The following is a 20,120-nucleotide window of genomic DNA, read 5'->3' as shown; positions in this document are numbered from 1 at the left end:
GATTTGCGCGCAACGGCTGGCGCCTTGCGGGGCGCGGGTTGCAGCGCTTCGTCGCGCTTCTGCGCGCGGCGCTCGGCGTACTCGAAGAGGCGTTCCATTTCGTCCAGGCTGATGCGGGCGGCTTCGCTCAGAGGCTCGGCGGCTTCCAGCACGTGCTTCATGGTGTCCAGCGTTTCGCGGATCGCGGCTGCGGGCGCATGCTCCAGCAGGTGCGGGATGGCCTGGATGGCGCCGGCCGCGTCCAGGGTCATCATCAAGGCCTGGTCGCGGATGATGTCCTTGAATTCCTGCAGCGACAGCGCGGTGTCGGATTCGGCGCGCATCTTGCGGATCAGCGCGTAGCTGCGTTCGTCCAGGCCGCCTTCGGCGCCCGACACGTACAGCAGCATGCGGATCGCGGCGACGCGCAGGCCGCCTTCCAGCATCAGCGAGCGCAGTTCGGCGGCGCGCTCTTCCATGAAGCGGCGGTGCTCGGGCGATACGCCCGGGTGCTTGCGCGGCGGGCCGGAGCGCGCGCCCAGGCCGGCCAGGTCCTGCACCAGGGGCGAGCCGTACACGCCCATGAAGGTGCGCTCGTCGGCGGAATCGCGCAGTTCCTGCCAGATGTTCAGGCTGGTCTCGACCAGGTTCGAGAACATTTCCTGGGCCATCAGGAAGGGGTTGGCGGGCGAGGCCGGCTGGCGATGCTCGCGCACCTGTTCGGCGACCTGCGCGATGGGCGCAATGGCGGGATTGCGGTCGGAAATCAGCTCATAGGGCAGGCGCAGCGGATGCAGGCGCTGCGACCATTCCGCCGACTGGGGCGTCACCAGCGCGCGCAGCCAGGGCTGCACGAAGCTGCGATATATGCCCAGGTTGATGTCGGAAATGCGGGCGACGGCGGCGAAGCGGCGGTCGTCCTCTTCGTTGCGCTCGACGATGGCGCGCACGTCGTCCAGGCTGCGCTGCTCGAACGACAGCACGTAGTTGCCGTAGGCCAGGTCGGCGTTGGGCGTGTCGGGCGTCTTGTCGGCGATTTCCGCCTGATAGATGCCCGGCGGCAGCACGTCGATCATATCGATGTTGGAGGTGAACTCCTGGTGCTCCTTGCGCGCCACGCTGCCGGACACGAAGATGCCCAGGTGGCCGATGCTTTCATGCACGGCATAGACGATGGTCTGGCCATGCGCCAGCACTTCGGATTCGTCCTGGTACAGGTCGGGGATCCAGCCCAGCGCCTGCGGCGGGGGCGTGATGTTGTCGCCCTTGGAGCAGAACACCACGATGGGCGAGCGGATGTTGCGCAGGTCGATGCGGATGCCGTCCGAGGTCACCAGGCCGGCGGTGGCCAGGCGGTTGCCCACGAACAGGTTATCGACGATGTACTGGATTTCCGGGCCGTTCAGGAAGACATGGCCGCCCCACCATTTCTCGAAGCTCAGGTAGCGTTTGGCCTCGGTGTCGACGTTGGCGTACAGGTTGTACTGCTTGGACCACAGCGTGTTGGCCGGATTCAGGTTCTCGAAGTTCTGCACCAGCCAGGCGCCGTCGAATTTGCCGTCGCCCAGGTCGCTGGTCATGGCGGTGAGCCAGCTGCCGCCCAGGAGGCCGCCGGCGTAGCGCATGGGATTCATGCCGCGCCAGCCGGCCCAGTAGGACAGCGGCGCGCCCGCCACGATGATGGGGCCGAACAGTTCGGGCCGCACCGCAGCGGTCATCATGATCTGCCAGCCTGCCTGGCAATTGGCCACCACCACCGGCTTGCCTTCGGCGTTGGGGTGCAGCGCGATGATTTCTTCCAGGAAGCGCGCCTCGGCCATCATCACGTCTTCGACGGTCTGGGTCGGCATGGGCTGCGGCAGGAAGGTGGCGAAGTAGCAGGGGTGGCCGGCGCGCAGCGCCACGCCGATCTCGCTCTCGGGCTTGAAGCCGCCGATGCCGGGGCCGTGTCCGGCGCGCGGATCCACCACCAGGAAGGGCCGCTTGATGGGATCGGTTTCCACGCCTTCCGGCGGTTTGATGCGCAGCAGGCCATAGTTGACGGGACGCGGCAGACAGCGGCCGTCCAGTACCAGTTCGGATTCCATGCTCAGCACATTCGGGGCGCGCTTGGCCATGTGCTCGTGGTACTGGTTGCCGCGCTGGCGCATGACATCGGCGTAAAGCACGCCGCGCTGCCAGGCGTCCACTGCGTATTCGTAGGCGGCGGTCCAGGGGTTGAAGAGTGGGGCGGGTACGCGATCGTTGCCAGATCCGGCCATGGCGATCTCCTGTAGGTTGCTTGCGGCGGCAAACCGCCGCGCCGATTCCGAGTGGAACCGGCCGAGTTGACCTCCCCATTACACCGCAACTGATGTTGCGGTGCAACATCATGGGGATTGACGCAGGTCAAACAGGACGAATCTACCCGTCCCCATTAGAGTCGGGCGAGCGGGCGCAGGCTCAAATAGCGTCGTGGCACACCGCCTCGATGCGGTTGCCCGACGGGTCCAGCAGAAAGGCGGCGTAGTAATGCGGGTGGTAGTGCTCGCGCAGGCCCGGGACGCCGTCATCGCGCCCCTCATGGGCCAGACCGGCGGCATGGAATGCGTCGACCGCGGCGCGGCTGGGCGCCTTGAAGCACCAGTGGCGGCGCGCGGCCGGGGCAGCGGCGGCGTCATCGGCGAACACGGACAGATAGCTGTGCTGGCTGTGGCCGGCCCGGCAGCGTTCGCCGTAGCCGAGCGCGTCGGGGCGGTCATAGACCTTGGCCGCGCCTAGCGCCTGCATGATGGCGTCGTAGAAGGGCCGGGCGGTGTCCAGGCGGGAAACGGCGATGGAGACGTGATCCAGCAGTTGCATCGCGGCTCCTGGTCGGGTCAGGCGCGCGCGGCGGCGTTGTGCTCCAGCCATTTCTGGACGGAGGGGCGCAGCCACTGGGCGTCGGCATAGGCGCGCAGCGCGTCGGGCAGATCGTCCTGGAACAGGCGCTTGAGCATCACGGCGAGGTCCGTATCCGCGATGCTCCATTCATCGAACAGCGAGGTCCGGCCCGTGCCCACCAGATGGGTGCCCACGTGGATGAGCTTGGCCGCGGCGGCATGGGCCGCGTCCGACAGCGGCAGTCCGGCAGCGCCGTAGAACACCGTTTCGGTCGGCCGTTCCTGGCGCAAGGCACCCAGGTCGCTGCGCAGCCAGGCCTGCAGCTGGCGGGCGCGGGCGCGCTGCTGGAGGTCGCGCGGATACAGCGCGGCGTGTGCCGGAGCGGGGAAGGCGTCTTCCAGGTATTCGGTGATGGCGCTGGACTCGGTCAGGCTGAAGTCCGCGTGCGTCAACGCCGGCACCCGGGAGGTCAGCGCGCGGCTCTGGTAGGGCTGCATGCGCTGTTCACCCGCTTCCAGGTCGATGGGGCGCACCTCGAACGGCAGCTGTTTTTCGGTCAGCGCCACATAGGCCGACATGGCGTAGGGACTGAGGAACAGGGAATCGACGAATAGCGTAAGCGGGGCGCCCAAATCTAGTCTCCGGTCAGACGGGTAATGGCATGCGCCGCGGCGGCGGGCCGCGGCTACTACTTAAAAGCGTAACGCATCTGCGGCTGGCCTGTCGCGCCGGGGCCTCAGTCGACGATGAAGAGCTTGGCGCCGACGGCGGTGGACGAGCGGTGCGGCTCGGCCTGATCCGCGACCTGGTAGCTCATGCCGGGCGTCAGCACGAACTGCCGGCCATCTTCCAGCTCGGTGTGCAGTTCGCCTTCGAGGCAGAACAGGATGTGGCCTTTGCTGCACCAGTGGTCAGCCAGATAGCCGGGCGTGTATTCGACCATGCGCACGCGCAGGTCGCCGAACTGGCGGGTGCGCCAATAGGCCATGCCGGTGTCGCCAGCATGTTCGGTGCGTTCCACCTCGGACCAGTCGGTGGTGCCGAAGGGGATGTTGCTCATCTTCATCGTGAATCCTGCGTCATGGACCGGGCGGAATCGCCCCGTTTAAAAAACAGATACTACGCCAGGCCGGGGACAGGCCTGACCTGGCGCATTGAAAAATCGCTCCATAACCCCTATCTTCTTGATATCCCAGGCCGGATCCGGCGCAACCGGAGGCGGCTGCAACGCTTTGCCAAGGGCTGCACATGGAGTTCAAGGACTACTACAGCATTCTGGGGGTGGAGCGGGAGGCCTCCGAAGACGACATCCGGCGCGCCTACCGCAAGCTCGCCCGCAAGTATCATCCCGACGTCAGCAAGGAAAGCGACGCCGAGACGCGCATGCGCGACGTCAACGAAGCCTATGACGTGCTGCGCGACAAGGAAAAGCGCCTGGCCTACGACAATCTGGCCGCTGGCGTGTCGCCCGAGGGCGGCTTCCAGCCGCCGCCCGGCTGGGACGAAGGCTTCGAGTTCCACCGCGGCGCCGCGCCCGGCGACGAGGCGCAGTTCAGCGAGTTCTTCTCCTCGCTGTTCGGCGGCCGCAGCCGGCGGGGCGGGGCGCAGCAGCAGCAGGAGTTCCGCGCGCGCGGCGAGGACCACCACGCCGCGATCGAGGTGGACCTCGAAGACGCGCTCAAGGGCGCCACGCGCGACATCAGCCTGCGTTCCATGCAGATGGACGAGCAGGGCCGCCCCCACATGCAGACCCGCACGCTCAGCGTGCGCATTCCCGCGGGCGTGCGCGAGGGCCAGTACATCCGCCTGGCCGGGCAGGGCATGCCGGGCTACGGCGGCGGCGAGAACGGCGACCTCTATCTGGAAGTCCGCTTCAAGCCGCATCCGCGCTACCGCGCCGACGGCCGCGATCTCTACATGACGCTGCCGGTGGCGCCTTGGGAAGCCGCGCTGGGCGCTGGCGTGCATGCGCCCACGCCGGGTGGCACGGTCGAAGTCTCGATCCCCCCCGGGTCCGCCAATGGCCGCAAGCTGCGCCTGCGCGGCCGCGGCATCCCGGGCGATCCGCCGGGAGATCTCTATCTGGTGCTGGACCTGGTCTTGCCGCCCGCTGACAGCGAGGCGGCCAAGGAGGCCTACCGCAAGCTGCAGCAGGACCTGCCCTTCAATCCGCGGCGTCATCTGGGGGTATGACCATGAAAAAAATAGTCGTCACCACCGCCACCGTCGTGGGCAAGTCCCGGCCGCTTTCCGCCGACGATCTGGCCCGCGCCTGCGGCGAGGAAGTCGAATGGGTCGCGCGCCTGGTCGAGGTCGGCATCGTCACGACCAGCGGCCACGGGCCCGCCGAATGGCGCTTCTACAGCGCCGACCTGCAGCGCGCGCTGGATGCCCGCCGGCTGCTGCGGGATTACGGCGCGGGCCTGGACGCGGCGGCGCTGATCCTGGACCTGAGCCAGGAAGTCCGCCGCCTGAAGGCGCAACTGCGCGCACTGGGCCTGGAAGACAAGTAACGGCGGCGCGCGGATGGGTAAACTAGCTGGCCGTGGAACGAGACCAGCGAAATACCTTGCAGACACCTCCTGCCCCCGCGCCCGCTGTCGCGGGCGGCGCCCGCATCGATGGCCTGAAATCCTGCCTGCCCGTCATGATCGGCTACTTCCCGGTGGCCGTGACTTTCGGTATCGCCGGCGTGGCGGCAGGCCTGTCGCCCTTGCAAGTGGTGCTGATTTCCGTGCTGGTCTACGCCGGCGCCAGCCAGTTCCTGCTGCTCGCCTCCATCAAGGCCGGCACCCCGTGGCTATGGGTGGTGGCGCTGTGCTCGCTGCTCAACGCCCGCCATCTGCTGTACGGCCCGCTGTTGTCGCGCTTCCTGCCCGCGGCGCTGAATGAGCGCCTGAAGGTCGCCTTCCTGCTGACCGATGAGGTCTTCGCCACCGCCTTCAACCGCTTGCAGGCCGTGGCGCCCGCGGGCCGCCAGCGCTGGATGATCGCGCTGGGGCTGGGCGCCTGGCTGACCTGGATCGCCGGGACCGCCGTCGGCGTCTATGCGGGAGACGGGCTGGAGCGCCATTACCCCATGCTGTCCCAGGTGATGCGCTTCGCGCTGCCCGCGCTGTTCATGGCCCTGGTGTGCCAGGGTGCAAGGCGGGGCATGGGCCTGCCCATCATTGCCGCGGTGGCCGGCGCCGGCGCCGTGGCCGCGCTGGGCCATACCAGTCTGGCCATCCTGGCCGGCGCGGTCATCGGCTGCGCCGCATATCGCCTGCGGAGGTCCGCATGAATGCCGACGGATTGGGTTTCTGGGGCGCGGTGATCGCCATGGCGGTCATCACCTATCTCACGCGGGCCTTGCCTTTCATGCTGTCCGAACGCAGCCGCCTGCTGCGCCACCTGTCACGCGAGGGCTCGGCGCTGGCCGCCTTGGGGCCGTCGCTGCTGGCCGGGATTGCCGCGGCGGTGATCGTGCCCGACCTGCTGGCCGCTGGCGACCAGGCGGCGAACATCGGCCCTTATGTGGGCGGCCTGGTCGTGACTGCCGTGGCCGCGCGCCTGGTCAGCAACGCCGGCGTCGCGGTGCTGCTGGGCATGGCGGGATACGGGGTGTTGCTGGCCTTGGCGGCGTAACGCCTGCGGAGCAAAATGGTCGGACTTCCATGGAGACCGACCATGCTTACGCTTTATCATGCGCCGCGCTCGCGGTCGTTCCGGATACTCTGGCTGCTTGAAGAACTGGGCGTGCCCTACGACACCGAAATGGTGTCCATCCGCGGCAGCGACGGCGCGGGCCACATGCCCTCGGACTACATCGACATCCATCCGCACCGTAAGGTGCCGGCCCTGGTGCATGACGGCGTGCCCGTCTTCGAGACGCCGGCCATCGCCCTCTATCTGACCGATCTGTTTCCCCAAGCCGGGCTGGGGCCAGTGGTGGGCGATCCGCTGCGCGGCCCCTACCTGACCTGGCTGGCGTATTCCACCGGCGTGTTCGAGCCCGCCATGGCCGAGCGCGCCTTCAAGACCCCGCACCCGGGCAGCGCGCTGGGCTGGGGCTCGGCCGACGAGGTCGAGCAGGTGTTGACCCGTGTCTTGCAGGCGCGGCCGTTTTTCCTGGGCGAGAAGTTCTCGGCGGTGGACATCGTGCTGGGCGGCACCCTGCAGTACATGATGCAGGTGAAAGTCGTGCCTGAGACGCCTGTGTTCACCGCCTATGCGGAACGGCTGGGTGATCGCCCGGCCATGCACCGGGCCTTGCAGCGCGACGGGGACATCGAGGAAGCCTGAGGCGCCGCCGCAGGTTTCAACCGCGCCCGATGCGCGCGCTCAGGTCCGCCTGCCATTCCTCGGGGCGGCCCAGGTAGCGGCTGGGCTCCAGCATCTCGCAGACGCCATCGCGTTCCAGCGCCAGGGTGGGAAAGCCGCTGCCGCCGACCTGCGCCAGCAGCTTGCGGCTGGCGGCGATGTGGGCGGCGGTTTCGGTCCCCTGGGTGGCGGCATAGGCGGCGCGGAAGGCTACCGGGTCCAGGCCGATGTCGGCCGCCAGGGATTCCAGCACCGCCGGATCGGCGATACGCAGGCCCTGCACGTAGTGCGCGCGCTGGATGCGCTTGAGGAGGTCCAGTCCGCGGCTGTCCAGCGCCTGCGCGGCCAGGATGGCGGTGGTGGGCGGCTCGGAATCGAATACCGCGCCCTCATCGCGCAACAGGCCGTTGTAGTAGTCGTCGCCGAAGGGCTGGCCCGTCAGGCCGGCGATGCGTTCGTCATGCGGCATGACATAGCGGCGCAGCCTGTCCGTGACCGGTTGGCGATTGCCGCCCGTCATCATGCCGCCGCCATGCAGCGCGATGTCGAGGCCGGGCACGGCGCGAGCCGCCTCCACCAGCGGCGCGGCGCCGTAGCACCAGCCGCAGAGCGGGTCGAAAATGTAATGCAGGGTGGGATTTGAGGTAGCCATGGCGTCATGGTAGACGCGGGCCATGCCGGGAGGAAGCCTGGCGGGGTAGCCAGAGTGTTGCATCGGCCGTGCAGATTGCCTGCACGGCCGCCAAGCATCAGCCGGCGATCTGCACGCCGATCCAGAACAGGCCGGCGGCCAGCAGCATCGAGGCCGGCAGGGTCAAGATCCAGGCCATCAGGATGTTGCGCACCGTGCTGCCTTGCAGGCCGCTCTTGTTGGCGATCATGGTCCCGGCCACGCCCGAGGACAGCACGTGGGTGGTGGAAACCGGCAGGCTGAAGACGTTGGCAATGCCGATGGCGCCCATGGCGGTCACCTGCGCGGACATGCCCTGCGCATAGGTCATGCCCTGCTTGCCGATCTTTTCGCCCACCGTCAGCACCACGCGGCGCCAGCCGACCATGGTGCCCGCGCCCAGCGCCAGGGCGACCGCCACGATCACCCAGAAGGGGGCGTACTCGGTGGTGGCCGTCAGGTCGGCGCGCAGGCGTTGCAGGTCGGCGCGTTCGCGCGCGGGCAGGCCTTCGATGCGCGCGACCTTCTTGGCCGTGTCGTCCAGGCAGAGCAGGTAGCGGCGCACGGAAATGCGCTTTTCGGCCGGCAGGTCGGCGTAATTGGACACGCCGTGCAGATCGGTTTGCAGCGCGGCGATGGTCGGCAGGGTCAGCTCGGGATCGCAGCGGAAGTTGCGCGGCAGCTCGGTGGTCGCGTCCACGCGCTTGAGCGCCAGGTAGTCGCCCAGCATGGCTTCGTTGCGCTGGTAGAACACGTTCAGGTGGTTGGCGGCGTCGCGGGTGCGCTCGATCTGGTAGGTGGTGCTGTTGGTGTCCAGCACGAAGTTGGCGGGCACGATGCCGATCAGCACCAGCATGATCAGGCCTATCCCTTTCTGGCCGTCGTTGGAGCCGTGCACGAAGCTCACGCCCATGGCGGACAGCACCAGCACCAGGCGGTTCCAGAAGGGCGGATGCTTCTTGTTGTCGAGGGCGCGGCGCTGTTCCGGCGTCTTGTGCATCTTCGACAGCGGCAGCCAGCGCTTGAGCGCCAGCAGCAGGCCGCCCGCCACCAGGAAGCCGGCCACCGGCGACACCACCAGGGACAGGCCGATGTCGATGGCTTTGCCCCAGTTGACGCCGTCCGCCAGCGGCAGGTCGGTGATCAGCGCATTGGCCAGGCCCACGCCCAGGATCGAACCGATCAGCGTGTGCGAGCTGGACGCCGGGATGCCGAAGTACCAGGTGCCCAGGTTCCAGGCGATGGCCGCCGCCAGCATGGCGAACACCATGGCCAGCCCGCGGCCGGTGTCCACATTGATCAGCAGTTCCACCGGCAGCAGGTGCACGATGGCGTAGGCCACGCCCACGCCGCCCAGCAGCACGCCGAGGAAGTTGAAGATGCCGGAAAGCACCACCGCCAGATGCGGCGGCATGGCCTTGGTGTAGATGACCGTGGCCACGGCGTTCGCCGTGTCATGGAATCCATTGATGAATTCGAAGGCCAGGACGAATGTCAGGGCCAGCGCAAGGCTGAGGCCAACCCAGAGGTCTAGGCCGTGGAAGAGGTCGAACATGGAGGCGGGGGAGGTTCCGGCGAGAGGAGCCGATTATTGCAGATTTGTGACCTGTCACTGGTTGCTTGCGGCTACCAAAAGCAGGCAGCGGACCCCGCCCGGGGTCAGAATTTCGAATACTGGAACTCGATTTCCATCGGTTTGCCCAGATTCGCCGAGGTATCCGCCTGGATCACCATCACCGCCAGGACGCCCAGGTAGAGCAGGCACAGCCACAGGGTGCGTTTCATTGCCGGCCATCCTTCATGGGTAGAAAACTTCCGCGATCTTCTGGTTCACGCGCAGCCAGCCCAGCTCTCCCAGGTGCTGCACGTCGCGCAGCATCCCCACTTCGAAGGGTGCGCTGTACATGTCCATGCAGCGCATGGCGTAGCGCTGGCACAGCGCCGCGACTTCCCGCTGCACCGGGCCGAAGCGGTCCAGGTCCTTGAACACCAGGGGATGCAGCGGCTGCATGACAAAGAGCGCATTGACGTCGCGCTGGCGCAGCAAGGCCATCAGAGCGCCCAGTTCGCGCAGTTCATCGCGGCCGGTCAGCGGCTGGGGCTGATAGGCGGTCTTGCCGCCTTCGGGGATGCCGCGCAGGTATTTATTGAAGAACTCGTCCCGCACCGCGTAGCGGTTGCCGCCCATCAGGGCCTGTTCGGCGCCCTGGGCCTGGGCCGCCAGCGCCTCCCAATCCACCACCCGGGCGGCCGTGGGCGGCCCCTCGCGTTCGCGCTCCGGGGCGGGCGCCGCATGGGCGGGCGTCCACAGGTCGACCAGGCGTTGGCGGAACACGTAGGCTTGCTCGGCCGCCATCGACCAGGCGACGCCCGCGTCGCCCTTGGCCTGCAGCCAGCGGACCACCTCCGCCCGGCCCTCGGGTTGCCGCAGCAGGCGGGGCAGCAGCGGATTGGCGTGTTCCTTGAACTCGTCCGGCCCCAGTCCGCCCTCGCCGTCGAACCAGCCCGGCGACAGCATCACCACCACGCGCGACGCCGGCGACAGGTCCTCGGCCATCGCCGCCAGCACCAGCTGCATGCCCAGGGACTGGAAGCCCGAATGGCCATAGGCCAGCACGGGCAACTGCAATTCGTCAGCCAGGTAGCGATAGGGCACGAAACGCAGGTCGTTGCTGGTCAACTCCGACGAACCCAGGATCACCAGCCGGTCGCCCGTGCGCAAGGCCTGGCTCATGCGGGACAGGTTGCGCGTCTGCTCCTGCAGCGTATTGCCCAGGTTGGGGAGGTAGATGCCCGGCGCGGCCGCCGGCACCGGTTCCGTTTTCAGCGCCAGGGAGTGCAGGGCTCCCCACCCGGCGGCAGCCGCCGCGGCCAGGGCCAGCGCGGCCGCCAGCGCATGCTGCCGTAGTGTGCGTTTGAACATGGGGAACCAATGCCGCGCGGGGCTCTCTCTATTGGGGTAGGTTTGTTAGCGGATGTTATCGAGCGGACATGACCGGAACAAGCGCGGGAAAGCGGGGCCAAAGCCGATTCGCCTTTTTGCCACAGGGCCCGCTGCCGCTGCGATGCCTGCCTCCGCGATTCCCGCAGGGAAAGAATGCGATAGCATCGCTGTGGCGGGGTTCTTCTGGATTTCCATGATTGACCTCGCCCGCCGCCGCATCCGCGCCGCCCGTATGCCCCTCACCCAGATTGCGCAGCCCATGACCGCCACTACCCGCATCGCCCGCAAGCACCCCGACGAACTGATCGTGGGCCTGGTGTCCGTTTCCGACCGCGCCTCCAGCGGCACCTACCAGGACCTGGGGCTGCCCGCGCTGCGCGAATGGCTGGGCGCCGCCCTGGTTTCACCCTGGCAGGCGGTGGACCGGCTGATCCCCGACGAGCCGGGGCGCATCTCCGAGACGCTGATCGAGCTGGTGGACGGCTGCGGCTGCGATCTGGTCCTGACCACCGGCGGCACAGGTCCGGCGCGCCGCGACGTCACGCCCGAGGCGACGCTTGCCGTCGCCACCAAGGAAATGCCCGGCTTCGGCGAGCAGATGCGCCAGATCAGCCTGCGCTTCGTGCCCACGGCCATCCTGTCGCGCCAGGTGGCGGTCATTCGGGAAACGCCCGACCATGCCGCCCTGATCGTCAACCTGCCGGGCCAGCCGAAATCCATCCGCGAAACGCTGGAAGGGCTGAAGGGCGAGGACGGCGCCGTGCTGGTGCCGGGCATCTTCGCCGCCATTCCCTATTGCATCGATCTTATCGGCGGCCCGTACGCCGAGACCCGGCCGGAAGTCATCGCGGCCTTCCGTCCCAAATCGGCCCGCCGCGCGCCGCAGGCTTGATCCAGCGCTGCGTTATATTGGCCGCCCCTTTCACCCCCCCAAAAACCGCTCGAGAGTCCCATCGCCATGAAGGTCCGCACTGTTTTGTCCCTTACTGTCCTGGCAGCCTTGTCGGCCTGCGCCAACGTCAAAGACGTGCGCGACCGCGATCCGGTCTTTTACGGCGCCACCCAGCGCACGCCCGAGGACTACACGGCCTGCGTCGCGGAATCCTGGAAGAACCTGGGCATCAACTTCCAGCAGAAGGCGGTACGCAACGGCTTTGAATTGATCCAGGAAGACAGCCTGGGCGTGGAGGCCGTGCTGACGACCATACACTGGAAGGGCAAGACCGACGTGCGCCTGTCCACGCGCATCGCCCGCCGCGACCAAACCATTATCGAACCCGCCAACCTGTGCCTGTGAACGCCGTGCATCATCGTCGCGACGTCCTGCGGCTGGGCCTGGCCGCAGCGGCTCTCTGCCTGGGGCTGCCCGCCCGCGCGCAGCAGACCGGCTTCATCACCCGCAAGCTCAATGTTCCGGTGCCTGGCGGCGTCGCCGTCCTGGGCCTGGGCAATGCCGAGCGCGCGCCCGAAGTCAGCTTCCTGGGCCGGCGCGCACTGGTCGTGCGTGAAGAGGGCAAGCAATGGATTGCCGTGGTTGGCATTCCGCTCAGCGTGAAGCCGGGTGAACAGCAGGTGGAAGTCAAGGACGCGCAAGGCAAGCGCGCGCTGTCCTTCAAGGTTGGCGCCAAGGAATACAAGGCCCAGCACATCACGCTGAAGAATCCGCGCCAGGTCAATCCGAATCCTGACGACATGGCGCGCATCGAGCGCGAGTTGGCCGAGCAGACCGCGGCCAACCGCGGCTACCGGGCCGGCGTCACGCCCAGCAATCTGCTGCTGGACCGGCCGGTGAACGGCGGCCGCCTGTCCAGCCCGTTCGGCCTGCGGCGCTTCTTCAATGGCGAGGAACGCAATCCGCATTCAGGCCTGGATTTCGCCGTGCCCGCGGGTACGCCGATCAAGGCGCCGGCCGCCGGCGTGGTGGTGCTGGTGGGGGATTACTTCTTCAATGGCAAGACGGTGTTCCTGGACCATGGCCAGGGCTTCGTCAGCATGTTCTGCCACATGTCGGCCATCGACGTGAACGTCGGCGACGAGGTGCCGCGCGGCGGACTGGTGGGGAAGGTGGGGGCGACCGGCCGCGCGACCGGTCCGCATCTACACTGGAACGTCAGCCTGAACGACGCGCGCGTCGATCCGGCCATCTTCATCGGGGCATTCAAGCCCTGATTCCCGTCGGGAAGAAGGAAGCGCGGCGGGTCCGGCCCGCGCGCCTTCAGGCCGTGGCGGCTTGCTGCGCGATCAGCTGCAGCACGTGCTGGTGCACGCGTTCCGCATAGTCCATCTGCTGCCGCACGTGGAGCTGCTCGGCTTCCTGTTCGTCCAGGCAGTTGTCGTACTTGGTCTTGGCGTCGGCGTAGGCCAGGCCGGTATTGCGCAGGCTGTTGATAAAGGCCTCGCGCGACTGGTGCAGCAGGCGCAGGCCTTCCTCGCCCTTGACGAATTTTCTTCGCGCCAGGGCAAGCTGGTCAGCGGCGGCTTGCAGATCTTGTGTCAGGTCCATCTTGCTTCATGCCTATCCTGCCGGCGTCGCGCCTGGCAGAGGGCGCCATTCTTTCATGAACGGGCGCTCCACGCATTACGGCATTTCGCGGTCCAGATTTAAGGCTGGCGCGAAAGAGGGGAGCCGGCGCGGGGCCGGCCCTGTGGCCCTGGCTTAGCGGCGGTACTGCTGAGGACGCTGGGGGGCGGGACCGCGCTCGTCCTTGTGGCGGAAGTTGATGCGGCCCTTGGTCAGGTCATACGGCGACATTTCCAGGGTGACGCGATCGCCCGCCAGGATACGGATGCGGTGCTTGCGGATGCGGCCGGAGGCGTAGGCGCCGACTTCGATGCCGTTGTCCAGCTTCACGCGGTAGCGGCTATCGGGCAGCACTTCGTCAACGATGCCATCCAGTTCGATGAGTTCTTCTTTAGCCATTCTTTTCTCCTATCAATACGCGCTGCCATGCCGGCGGCATGGCTTGCAGCACAGGGCGGCAAGCGCGTCGGACCCAGACAGCGGGTCCAGCGGTTTGAACGTAAAACGTCCGGGCAAGCGCGGGTAAGGGCCACGGCATCCGAAGCGGATGTCTGAAATGACGGATACTCGCGCCGCAAGGGTAATGTGTGCGCGGTGCGCGGCTTGGTCGCGGCGGCGCGTTTTGCGCAAATCGCCGGAAGAAGCGGGATGGATCTGTTGCAGCCGGGCCGCGCGACGGTTGGGTTGGCGGTGCGCCCGGCGGGGGCGGGGTTGTTCCGGCAAAGCCGGGCACGTCCTGGGTTGGCCCGGAGCAATGCCCGCAGGGGGTACAGGTTGGCACGCAGAGTGACCGAAGCCCGGTTTTTGCGGAAAAATCACGGACTTATGTTACTGCAAAGCGCAGTGATTAGCCAGTATTTATCTGTCACTGCGCCGTGATAGTTGTTGCTCAACGACTCTGGCCAGAAGGGATCCGCTCCCGATACTCTTCTTCCACCCGGCCGAGAACGGACCAGAATGGGCCAGGAGCGCGGCCGGCCAGGCGGGCTTCGAGCACGCCCAGATGCACATGCCAGCCGCCGGCCACATCCACCATGCCATCGCGCGAGGACAGCTTGCGGTGCGTCAGCACCAGGCGCGTTTCCTGGCCCTGGGGCGACAGCTCGAAAGTGACTTCGGAAGGATGGCCAGGGGAGCCGCCCCACGTGAACGCCAGCAACCGCGGCGGTTCGCAGCGCGTGACGATGCCTTGCGTGGTGACGCCGCCTTCGTACGGCTTGTAGGCTTCGGGCACGGGCTCGGCCACCGAGGACAGGTCCGCATGCATGAAGCGCAGCGTGACGCCGCCGCCTTCGCGCAGCTCCATGTCGCCGGACGCCAGCCAGCGGCCCCGTTTTTCCGATTCGGTGAGGAAGGCCCAGACCTCGTCGACGCTGGCGGGCAGGATGCGCGTGAAGCGGATGGAGGTGGGGTCCAGGACGACGCCGTGATCACTCATGTTGTTCTCCAGAAGAGGCGGCCGGGGGGCGGCTGGCGATGAGCGCGGCTTCCAGTGCGCCCAGCTTGCCCGACCAGAATTGTTCATAGAAGCGCAGCCACTGCATGGCCTCGGCCATGGGTTCCGGATTGAGGCTGCATACATGCGTGCGGCCGCGGATGGAGCGCCGGACCAGGCCGGCGCGTTCCAGGGCCTGCACATGCTTGGAGGCGCCCGCGAAACTCATGCTGTGGGGCGCCGCCAGCTCGCCTATGGTCTGCTCGCCCTGAGCCAGGCTGCGCAGCATGTCGCGGCGCGTGGGATCGGCCAGCGCGCGAAACACGGCATCGAGGACGGGGGAGGGATTTGATTCAACCATGGGGTTGAATATAGTCTGCCCTTCCGAGGAAATTCAACTATTCGGTTGAATTTTTATGTAACCGCTTGCGGATGGTCTTCTTCCATCGCGCCGTACGCATCGGGGTATTGCGGCAGATCGTCGCTGATGTCGAACCAGGGCGCCTTGCTGGCCACATGGCAGTGGGCGGCCGGCTTGATGCCCGGATCATCGTCCAGCGGGCCCAGCGGCAGGCCGTAGACGTCCGGAGTCTGGTCGAAGCGGGTCAGCAAGGGCGTGCCGCAGGCTTCGCAGAAGCCGCGATAGCTGCCCGGAGACGAGCAGTACCACGTGACGTGGCTTTCGCCGCGAGTCCAGGCAAAGTCCTTGGCCTGGACCGTCGCCCGGCTGCGGAACGCGGCGCCGTGCGCTTTGCGGCAGATCGTGCAATGGCAGTTGAGGGCGTCGGTGAGCGGGCCGCTGATCTCGTAGGCGACTCGGCCGCACAGGCAGGAACCTTTGATCATGATGAACGCCAGGCTGTTGGGGGATGTTTCCAATATACCTGCGCGCGCCGGGCTGGAACCGGCCATTTATGACGAACGTCTTTCAGATCATTGCGGCGTCCCTATTTTCCGCCAAATGAATCGATTCCCAGGTCATCGTGCTGTCATGCCGCGAAAACAGAATGCGGCCATGAACACATTCCATGGGGATTCAACGATGACTTACGCCATCGAAGTACAAGGGCTCTGCAAGAGCTTCCACGCAGGCGCCAAGGCGCTGGACGGTGTGAACCTGCAAGTGGCCGACGGCGAGATGGTCGCCTTGCTGGGCGCCTCGGGTTCGGGCAAGTCGACGCTGCTGCGCCATCTGTCCGGCTTCGTGGCTGGCGATGCGGGTAGCGTGGCCGTCAATGGTCGCATGATCCAGCGCGACGGCCGCCTGAGCCGCGACGTGCGCTCCGCGCGCGCCGGCATCGGTTTCGTGTTCCAGCAATTCAATCTGGTGGGCCGCTTGCCCGTCATTACCAATGTGCTGACCGGCCTGCTGCCGCGCGTGCCGCTGTGGCGCAGCCTGACGCGCTGGTTCCTGCGCGGCGAAGTGCGCCAGGGCCTGGAAGCGCTTGCCCAGGTTGGTATAGACGACTATGCATTTCAGCGCGCCTCGACGCTGTCCGGCGGCCAGCAGCAGCGCGCGGCCATCGCCCGCACGCTGGTGCAGAACGCACGCGTCATCCTGGCCGACGAACCCATCGCCTCGCTGGATCCGGAATCCTCGCGCCGCGTGATGGACACGCTGGCCCAGATCAATCGCAGCCGCAAGGTGGCGGTGGTGGTGTCGTTGCACCAAGTCGATGTGGCCCTGCGTTATTGCCCGCGGGTGGTCGCGCTGCGCCACGGCAAGGTGGTCTATGACGGCCCCTCCGCGGATCTCACGCCGTCCATGCTCAGCGACCTGTACGGCTCCGAGCTGAGCGAGCTGCTCCCCGAATACGCGCCGCAAGCGCCAGCCATGCCGGGCATGGCGCCGCTGTCCCGATTGGCGCAAGCCGCCTGATTCTTCCCGACCCGTTTATCCCCGGAGCCTTCCATGCTACGCAGAACCTTTGTCACCCTGATCGCCGCTGCGGCCCTGTCCACCCAGGTCCACGCGGAAGACGCCAAGACCCTGAACTTCGGCATCATCTCGACGGAATCGTCCACCAACCTGAAGTCGGTATGGCAGCCCGTCATCGACGACCTGAGCCGCGCGATCGGCGTGCCGGTCAAGCCCTTCTTCGCCTCCGACTACGCCGGCATCATCGAAGGCATGCGCTTCAACAAGGTGCAGATGGGCTGGTTCGGCAACAAGTCCGCGATCGAGGCAGTGGACCGCGCCAAGGGCGAAGTGTTCGCCTCCGTCATCGACAAGGACGGCAATCCCGGCTACTGGTCGCTGCTGATCGTCAACAAGGACAGCAACCTGAAGACCCTGGACGACGTGCTCAAGCGCGGCGGCACGCTGAGCTATGGCGCCGGCGATCCCAACTCGACCTCGGGCACCGCCGTGCCGGGCTATTACCTGTGGGCCGCCAACAAGATCGAGCCCAAGACTTTCTTCAAGACGGTGCGCGCCAGCAACCACGAAACCAATCTGCTGTCGGTCATCAACAAGCAGGTGGACGTGGCCGTCAACAACACCGAGGCGCTGGAGCGTTATCGCCTGAACACCGGCAAGGACGCCAACGACAGCGTGCGCGTGCTGTGGAAGTCGCCGCTGATCCCGGCGGATCCGCTGGTCATGCGCACCGACCTGCCCGCCGACCTGAAGGGCCGCATCCGCGACTTCTTCGTCAACTACGGCAAGGGCAAGGACGCCGAGCGCGAACTGGCCAACCTGAAGGCCTTGACCTACCAGGGCTTCCGCGCTTCCGACAACCAGCAATTGGTGCCGATCCGCCAGATCGAACTGGCGCGCGAAAAGGCCAAGGTCGAAGCCGACGCCACGCTGGGCCAGGCCGAAAAACAGAAGCAGCTGGCCGAACTGGACAGCAAGCTGGCCAGCCTGGGCCAGCCCGCCGCCAAGCAGTAAGTCTCCTACCGGCCAGCCGGCGCGCCGCGGGGCGCGCCGGCTGGCCCGCAACTGAAAACCACCTAGCGGATCGCCTTTTTCTTATGAACGTAGCCATGCAGACCTCTCGCCTTTCCGCCGCGCCGCGATCGTCGCTGCCAGTCCTGCTCGTATGGGGCGTCGTGCTGGCGCTGCTGGTCATGTCGTGGAAGGGCGCGGACATGCGGCCCCTGGACCTGCTGCGCGATTCGGGCAACATGGCCGAGTTCGCGGCCGACTTCTTTCCGCCGAATTTCCGCGACTGGCGCATGTACCTGGACGAGATGATCGTCACTGTGCAGATCGCGGTCTGGGGCACCTTCCTGGCCATCGTGGTGGCCGTGCCGCTGGGGCTGCTGTGCTCGTCGAACATCGTGCCTGCCTGGGTGTACCAACCCATGCGGCGCCTGATGGACGCCTGCCGCGCCATCAACGAAATGGTGTTCGCCATGCTGTTCATCGTGGCGGTGGGCCTGGGCCCGTTCGCCGGGGTGCTGGCGTTGTGGGTGCATACCACCGGCGTGCTGGCCAAGCTGTTTTCGGAAGCGGTCGAGGCGATCGATCCGCGTCCGGTGGAGGGCGTGCGCGCCACCGGCGCGAATGCGCTGGAGGAAATCGTCTACGGCGTGATCCCGCAGGTATTGCCGCTGTGGATCTCGTATTCGCTCTACCGCTTCGAATCCAACGTGCGCTCGGCCTCGGTGGTCGGCATCGTGGGCGCGGGCGGCATCGGCACCGTGCTGTGGGAAATCATCCGCAGCTTCCGCTATGCCGAAACCTGCGCGGTCATGATCATCATCGTGGCCTTCGTGGTCGTGATCGACATGGCCTCGGCGCGCATCCGCCGCGCGCTGATCTGAGGGCGCGGGGCCCATGCGGGCCCCGCCGCTTCAGGCCTGCGGGCGCAGCACCTGGAATGCGGGCAGGGCCAGCAGGCCCGCCAATTGCGCGGCCTGCACGTCGGCGTCCGAAACCGCCGCGCGCGGCATCAGGAAATTGACGGTGCCCAGGCAGACCTCGCCATACACCACCGGCACATTGATGACGGAGCGCAGGCCCAGGCGCTGGATCGCGTCGTGGTCATTGAAGAACTCGCGGATCGCCTCCTCGCCTTCGCCCACGAACAGCTTCCGCTCCAGCAGGACGTGGCGGCCCCAGGCGGTGCCGCTCTTGTCCTTGCTGCCGCCCGGCGGATAGGCCTCGGGGTTGGAACTGTACAGCCGCACCACCCGCATGGCCTGCGCGTCATAGCGGTTGACGGTGCACAGCGTGTGGGCAAGCGCGGCGTGCGCATGGGCGTCGATGGCGCGGAAGGCCGCCGCCGGATCGGCGGCGGCATAGGCCTGGGCGATAGCGGCCACGCCGGCCTGCGCCGGCGGGACGAGATTGATGCTGACGGTCATTCGGCGGTGATTCCCAGTTCTTTGATCAGCTTGCCGTACTTGTCGGCGTCGCGCGCCAGGATCTGGCCAAACTGCTCCGGCGTGGTTTCGGTCAGCAGCACGCCCATGTCGCCCATTTTCTTGATGACCTCGGGGCGCTTGAGGATCAGGTTGATTTCGCGGTTCAGGCGCGCCGTCAGCTCGGGCGGCATGCCGGCCGGACCGAAGGCGCCGTACCAGACCGACAGCTCATAGCCCGGCAGCGTTTCCGCCACCGTGGGCACTTCGGGCAGCAGGGGCGACCGCGCTTCCTCGGTGACGGCCAAAAGCTTCAGCTTGCCGTTCTGCACGTGCGGCAGGGTCTGCGTGCCGGCGCTGAACAGTACCTGGGTGCGCCCGGCGACGGTGTCCAGCACCGCAGGCGCGCCGCCGCGGTAGGGGATGTGCATCATCTTCACGCCGGCGGCCTTTTCGAACAGCGCGGCGCTCAGATGGTTGGTGGAACCCTGGCCGGCGGAAGCGTAGGCCACGGTGCCGGGATTGGCCTTCAGGTAGGCAATGAACTCCTTCACGTTGGACGCGGGCACGGACGGGTTCACCACCATGGTGTTGGTGACCAGCGCGAGTTCGGCGATGGGCGTGAAGTCCTTCACGCCGTCGAACGGCATGCTGGAGTAGAGCGCCTGGTTCATCGTGTGCGTGCTCATCGAGCCCACCAGCAAGGTGTAGCCGTCGGGCTTGGCGCGGGCCACGAAGGTGGTGCCGATGTTGCCGGACGCGCCCGAGCGGTTTTCGACGATGACCGGCTGGCCCAGCGACTGGGTCAGGCCTTCGGATAGCACGCGCGCCAGGATGTCGGTGGAGCCGCCCGCGGCCCAGGGCACGATCAGCGTGATGGGCTTTTCGGGCCACGCGGCATGCGTGAGCGCAGGCGCGGCCAGTGTCAGGCCCAGCGCGAAGGTGCGCAGCAGTCGTTTGAATTGCAGTGTCATGGTGTTTACCCCTTTGCGTAATGTCCGGTCTGTGTGCCGGTTGGATGAAACAGGTTCAGCGGCCGGCGGCATAGCCCTGCATGCCGCGCGGGTTGGCGCCGGCGCGCAGCAGCAGGCCGCCG

The 20,120-nt window shown here is 66.9% G+C and carries 26 protein-coding genes; 11 read left to right on the top strand and 15 right to left on the bottom strand.

Annotated elements, in window-relative coordinates; translation table 11 throughout:
- From VIR09_RS27555 to VIR09_RS27540, 4 genes are all read right to left on the bottom strand, one after another.
- On the bottom strand, positions 1-2,240 hold a 2,240-nt coding region (locus tag VIR09_RS27555; RefSeq protein ID WP_332015755.1), incomplete at its 3' end, for a DUF3141 domain-containing protein.
- A gap of 181 nt (positions 2,241-2,421) precedes the next feature.
- Positions 2,422-2,820, bottom strand: coding sequence for a VOC family protein (locus tag VIR09_RS27550; RefSeq protein ID WP_332015754.1), 399 nt, complete (start codon positions 2,818-2,820; stop codon positions 2,422-2,424).
- A 17-nt stretch (positions 2,821-2,837) separates the two neighbouring features.
- Positions 2,838-3,473, bottom strand: a complete 636-nt coding sequence (yfcF, locus tag VIR09_RS27545) for a glutathione transferase (RefSeq protein ID WP_332015753.1) — start codon at positions 3,471-3,473, stop codon at positions 2,838-2,840.
- Between the two features lie 104 nt (positions 3,474-3,577).
- The gene (locus tag VIR09_RS27540) at positions 3,578-3,907 is read right to left on the bottom strand and encodes a DHCW motif cupin fold protein (RefSeq protein ID WP_013395717.1); all 330 of its coding nucleotides are present in this window, start codon (positions 3,905-3,907) and stop codon (positions 3,578-3,580) included.
- A 182-nt stretch (positions 3,908-4,089) separates the two neighbouring features.
- Here VIR09_RS27540 and VIR09_RS27535 point away from each other — a divergent pair, with 182 nt between their 5' ends.
- Genes VIR09_RS27535 through VIR09_RS27515 form a run of 5 tightly spaced genes read left to right on the top strand, consistent with a single transcriptional unit; the run spans position 4,090 to position 7,125 of the window.
- Positions 4,090-5,034, top strand: a complete 945-nt coding sequence (locus VIR09_RS27535) for a DnaJ C-terminal domain-containing protein (RefSeq protein ID WP_332015752.1) — start codon at positions 4,090-4,092, stop codon at positions 5,032-5,034.
- 2 nt (positions 5,035-5,036) lie between these two features.
- On the top strand, positions 5,037-5,354 hold the full coding sequence (locus VIR09_RS27530) for a chaperone modulator CbpM (RefSeq protein ID WP_332015751.1): 318 nt from the start codon (positions 5,037-5,039) through the stop codon (positions 5,352-5,354).
- Between the two features lie 56 nt (positions 5,355-5,410).
- A complete protein-coding gene (locus VIR09_RS27525; RefSeq protein WP_332015750.1) occupies positions 5,411-6,124 on the top strand; it encodes an AzlC family ABC transporter permease in 714 nt (237 codons plus the stop codon).
- Positions 6,121-6,468, top strand: coding sequence for an AzlD domain-containing protein (locus tag VIR09_RS27520; RefSeq protein ID WP_332015749.1), 348 nt, complete (start codon positions 6,121-6,123; stop codon positions 6,466-6,468). Before VIR09_RS27525 ends, VIR09_RS27520 begins: the two co-directional genes overlap by 4 nt.
- A gap of 42 nt (positions 6,469-6,510) precedes the next feature.
- The gene (locus tag VIR09_RS27515; protein WP_332015748.1) at positions 6,511-7,125 is read left to right on the top strand and encodes a glutathione S-transferase family protein; all 615 of its coding nucleotides are present in this window, start codon (positions 6,511-6,513) and stop codon (positions 7,123-7,125) included.
- Between the two features lie 16 nt (positions 7,126-7,141).
- Here the strand turns inward: VIR09_RS27515 and VIR09_RS27510 are convergent, their stop codons facing one another.
- The 4 genes from VIR09_RS27510 to VIR09_RS27495 all read right to left on the bottom strand — a co-directional run bounded on the left by VIR09_RS27510 (position 7,142) and on the right by VIR09_RS27495 (position 10,736).
- Positions 7,142-7,795, bottom strand: a complete 654-nt coding sequence (locus VIR09_RS27510; protein WP_332015747.1) for a DsbA family protein — start codon at positions 7,793-7,795, stop codon at positions 7,142-7,144.
- Positions 7,796-7,892: 97 nt separating this feature from the next.
- Entirely contained in the window at positions 7,893-9,368 is a 1,476-nt protein-coding gene (locus tag VIR09_RS27505) for an inorganic phosphate transporter (protein ID WP_332015746.1), read from the bottom strand.
- 104 nt (positions 9,369-9,472) lie between these two features.
- The gene (locus tag VIR09_RS27500) at positions 9,473-9,598 is read right to left on the bottom strand and encodes a hypothetical protein (protein ID WP_008162923.1); all 126 of its coding nucleotides are present in this window, start codon (positions 9,596-9,598) and stop codon (positions 9,473-9,475) included.
- Positions 9,599-9,611: 13 nt separating this feature from the next.
- Positions 9,612-10,736, bottom strand: a complete 1,125-nt coding sequence (locus VIR09_RS27495) for a D-alanyl-lipoteichoic acid biosynthesis protein DltD (RefSeq protein ID WP_332015745.1) — start codon at positions 10,734-10,736, stop codon at positions 9,612-9,614.
- A 280-nt stretch (positions 10,737-11,016) separates the two neighbouring features.
- Here VIR09_RS27495 and mog point away from each other — a divergent pair, with 280 nt between their 5' ends.
- From mog to VIR09_RS27480, 3 genes are all read left to right on the top strand, one after another.
- A complete protein-coding gene (mog, locus tag VIR09_RS27490; RefSeq protein ID WP_332015757.1) occupies positions 11,017-11,649 on the top strand; it encodes a molybdopterin adenylyltransferase in 633 nt (210 codons plus the stop codon).
- 66 nt (positions 11,650-11,715) lie between these two features.
- Positions 11,716-12,054 carry a hypothetical protein gene (locus VIR09_RS27485; protein WP_332015744.1) on the top strand — a complete coding sequence of 113 codons (339 nt, stop codon included), beginning with the start codon at positions 11,716-11,718 and terminating at the stop codon, positions 12,052-12,054.
- 26 nt (positions 12,055-12,080) lie between these two features.
- Complete coding sequence (locus tag VIR09_RS27480) at positions 12,081-12,926, top strand: peptidoglycan DD-metalloendopeptidase family protein (protein ID WP_414639472.1); 846 nt, start codon at positions 12,081-12,083, stop codon at positions 12,924-12,926.
- Positions 12,927-12,972: 46 nt separating this feature from the next.
- Here the strand turns inward: VIR09_RS27480 and VIR09_RS27475 are convergent, their stop codons facing one another.
- From VIR09_RS27475 to VIR09_RS27455, 5 genes are all read right to left on the bottom strand, one after another.
- Positions 12,973-13,260 carry a hypothetical protein gene (locus VIR09_RS27475; protein WP_332015743.1) on the bottom strand — a complete coding sequence of 96 codons (288 nt, stop codon included), beginning with the start codon at positions 13,258-13,260 and terminating at the stop codon, positions 12,973-12,975.
- 153 nt (positions 13,261-13,413) lie between these two features.
- On the bottom strand, positions 13,414-13,677 hold the full coding sequence (gene infA / locus VIR09_RS27470) for a translation initiation factor IF-1 (RefSeq protein WP_207465529.1): 264 nt from the start codon (positions 13,675-13,677) through the stop codon (positions 13,414-13,416).
- A gap of 490 nt (positions 13,678-14,167) precedes the next feature.
- Positions 14,168-14,716 (bottom strand): SRPBCC family protein, encoded by a 549-nt coding sequence (locus tag VIR09_RS27465; RefSeq protein WP_332015742.1) that lies wholly within the window; start codon positions 14,714-14,716, stop codon positions 14,168-14,170.
- Positions 14,709-15,074: an ArsR/SmtB family transcription factor gene (locus VIR09_RS27460; RefSeq protein ID WP_013395701.1), complete on the bottom strand. Its 366-nt coding sequence runs from the start codon at positions 15,072-15,074 to the stop codon at positions 14,709-14,711. Before VIR09_RS27460 ends, VIR09_RS27465 begins: the two co-directional genes overlap by 8 nt.
- A gap of 53 nt (positions 15,075-15,127) precedes the next feature.
- A complete protein-coding gene (locus VIR09_RS27455; protein WP_332015741.1) occupies positions 15,128-15,559 on the bottom strand; it encodes a GFA family protein in 432 nt (143 codons plus the stop codon).
- A 196-nt stretch (positions 15,560-15,755) separates the two neighbouring features.
- Between VIR09_RS27455 and phnC the strand changes: the two genes are divergently transcribed.
- From phnC to phnE, 3 genes are all read left to right on the top strand, one after another.
- Positions 15,756-16,592, top strand: coding sequence for a phosphonate ABC transporter ATP-binding protein (gene phnC, locus VIR09_RS27450; protein WP_332015740.1), 837 nt, complete (start codon positions 15,756-15,758; stop codon positions 16,590-16,592).
- A gap of 33 nt (positions 16,593-16,625) precedes the next feature.
- On the top strand, positions 16,626-17,606 hold the full coding sequence (phnD, locus tag VIR09_RS27445; RefSeq protein WP_332015739.1) for a phosphonate ABC transporter substrate-binding protein: 981 nt from the start codon (positions 16,626-16,628) through the stop codon (positions 17,604-17,606).
- Between the two features lie 83 nt (positions 17,607-17,689).
- Positions 17,690-18,484 (top strand): phosphonate ABC transporter, permease protein PhnE, encoded by a 795-nt coding sequence (gene phnE / locus VIR09_RS27440; protein WP_013395697.1) that lies wholly within the window; start codon positions 17,690-17,692, stop codon positions 18,482-18,484.
- Positions 18,485-18,514: 30 nt separating this feature from the next.
- Here the strand turns inward: phnE and VIR09_RS27435 are convergent, their stop codons facing one another.
- Together VIR09_RS27435 and VIR09_RS27430 are read right to left on the bottom strand one after the other, a co-directional pair.
- Positions 18,515-19,027: a GAF domain-containing protein gene (locus VIR09_RS27435; RefSeq protein ID WP_332015738.1), complete on the bottom strand. Its 513-nt coding sequence runs from the start codon at positions 19,025-19,027 to the stop codon at positions 18,515-18,517.
- Complete coding sequence (locus VIR09_RS27430; RefSeq protein WP_332015737.1) at positions 19,024-19,998, bottom strand: tripartite tricarboxylate transporter substrate binding protein; 975 nt, start codon at positions 19,996-19,998, stop codon at positions 19,024-19,026. Before VIR09_RS27430 ends, VIR09_RS27435 begins: the two co-directional genes overlap by 4 nt.
- Positions 19,999-20,120 lie beyond the last annotated feature (122 nt).

This window comes from Achromobacter sp. (assembly GCF_036567245.1).
GTDB lineage: Bacteria > Pseudomonadota > Gammaproteobacteria > Burkholderiales > Burkholderiaceae_B > Achromobacter.
This window is presented reverse-complemented; position numbering and strand designations above follow the sequence as displayed.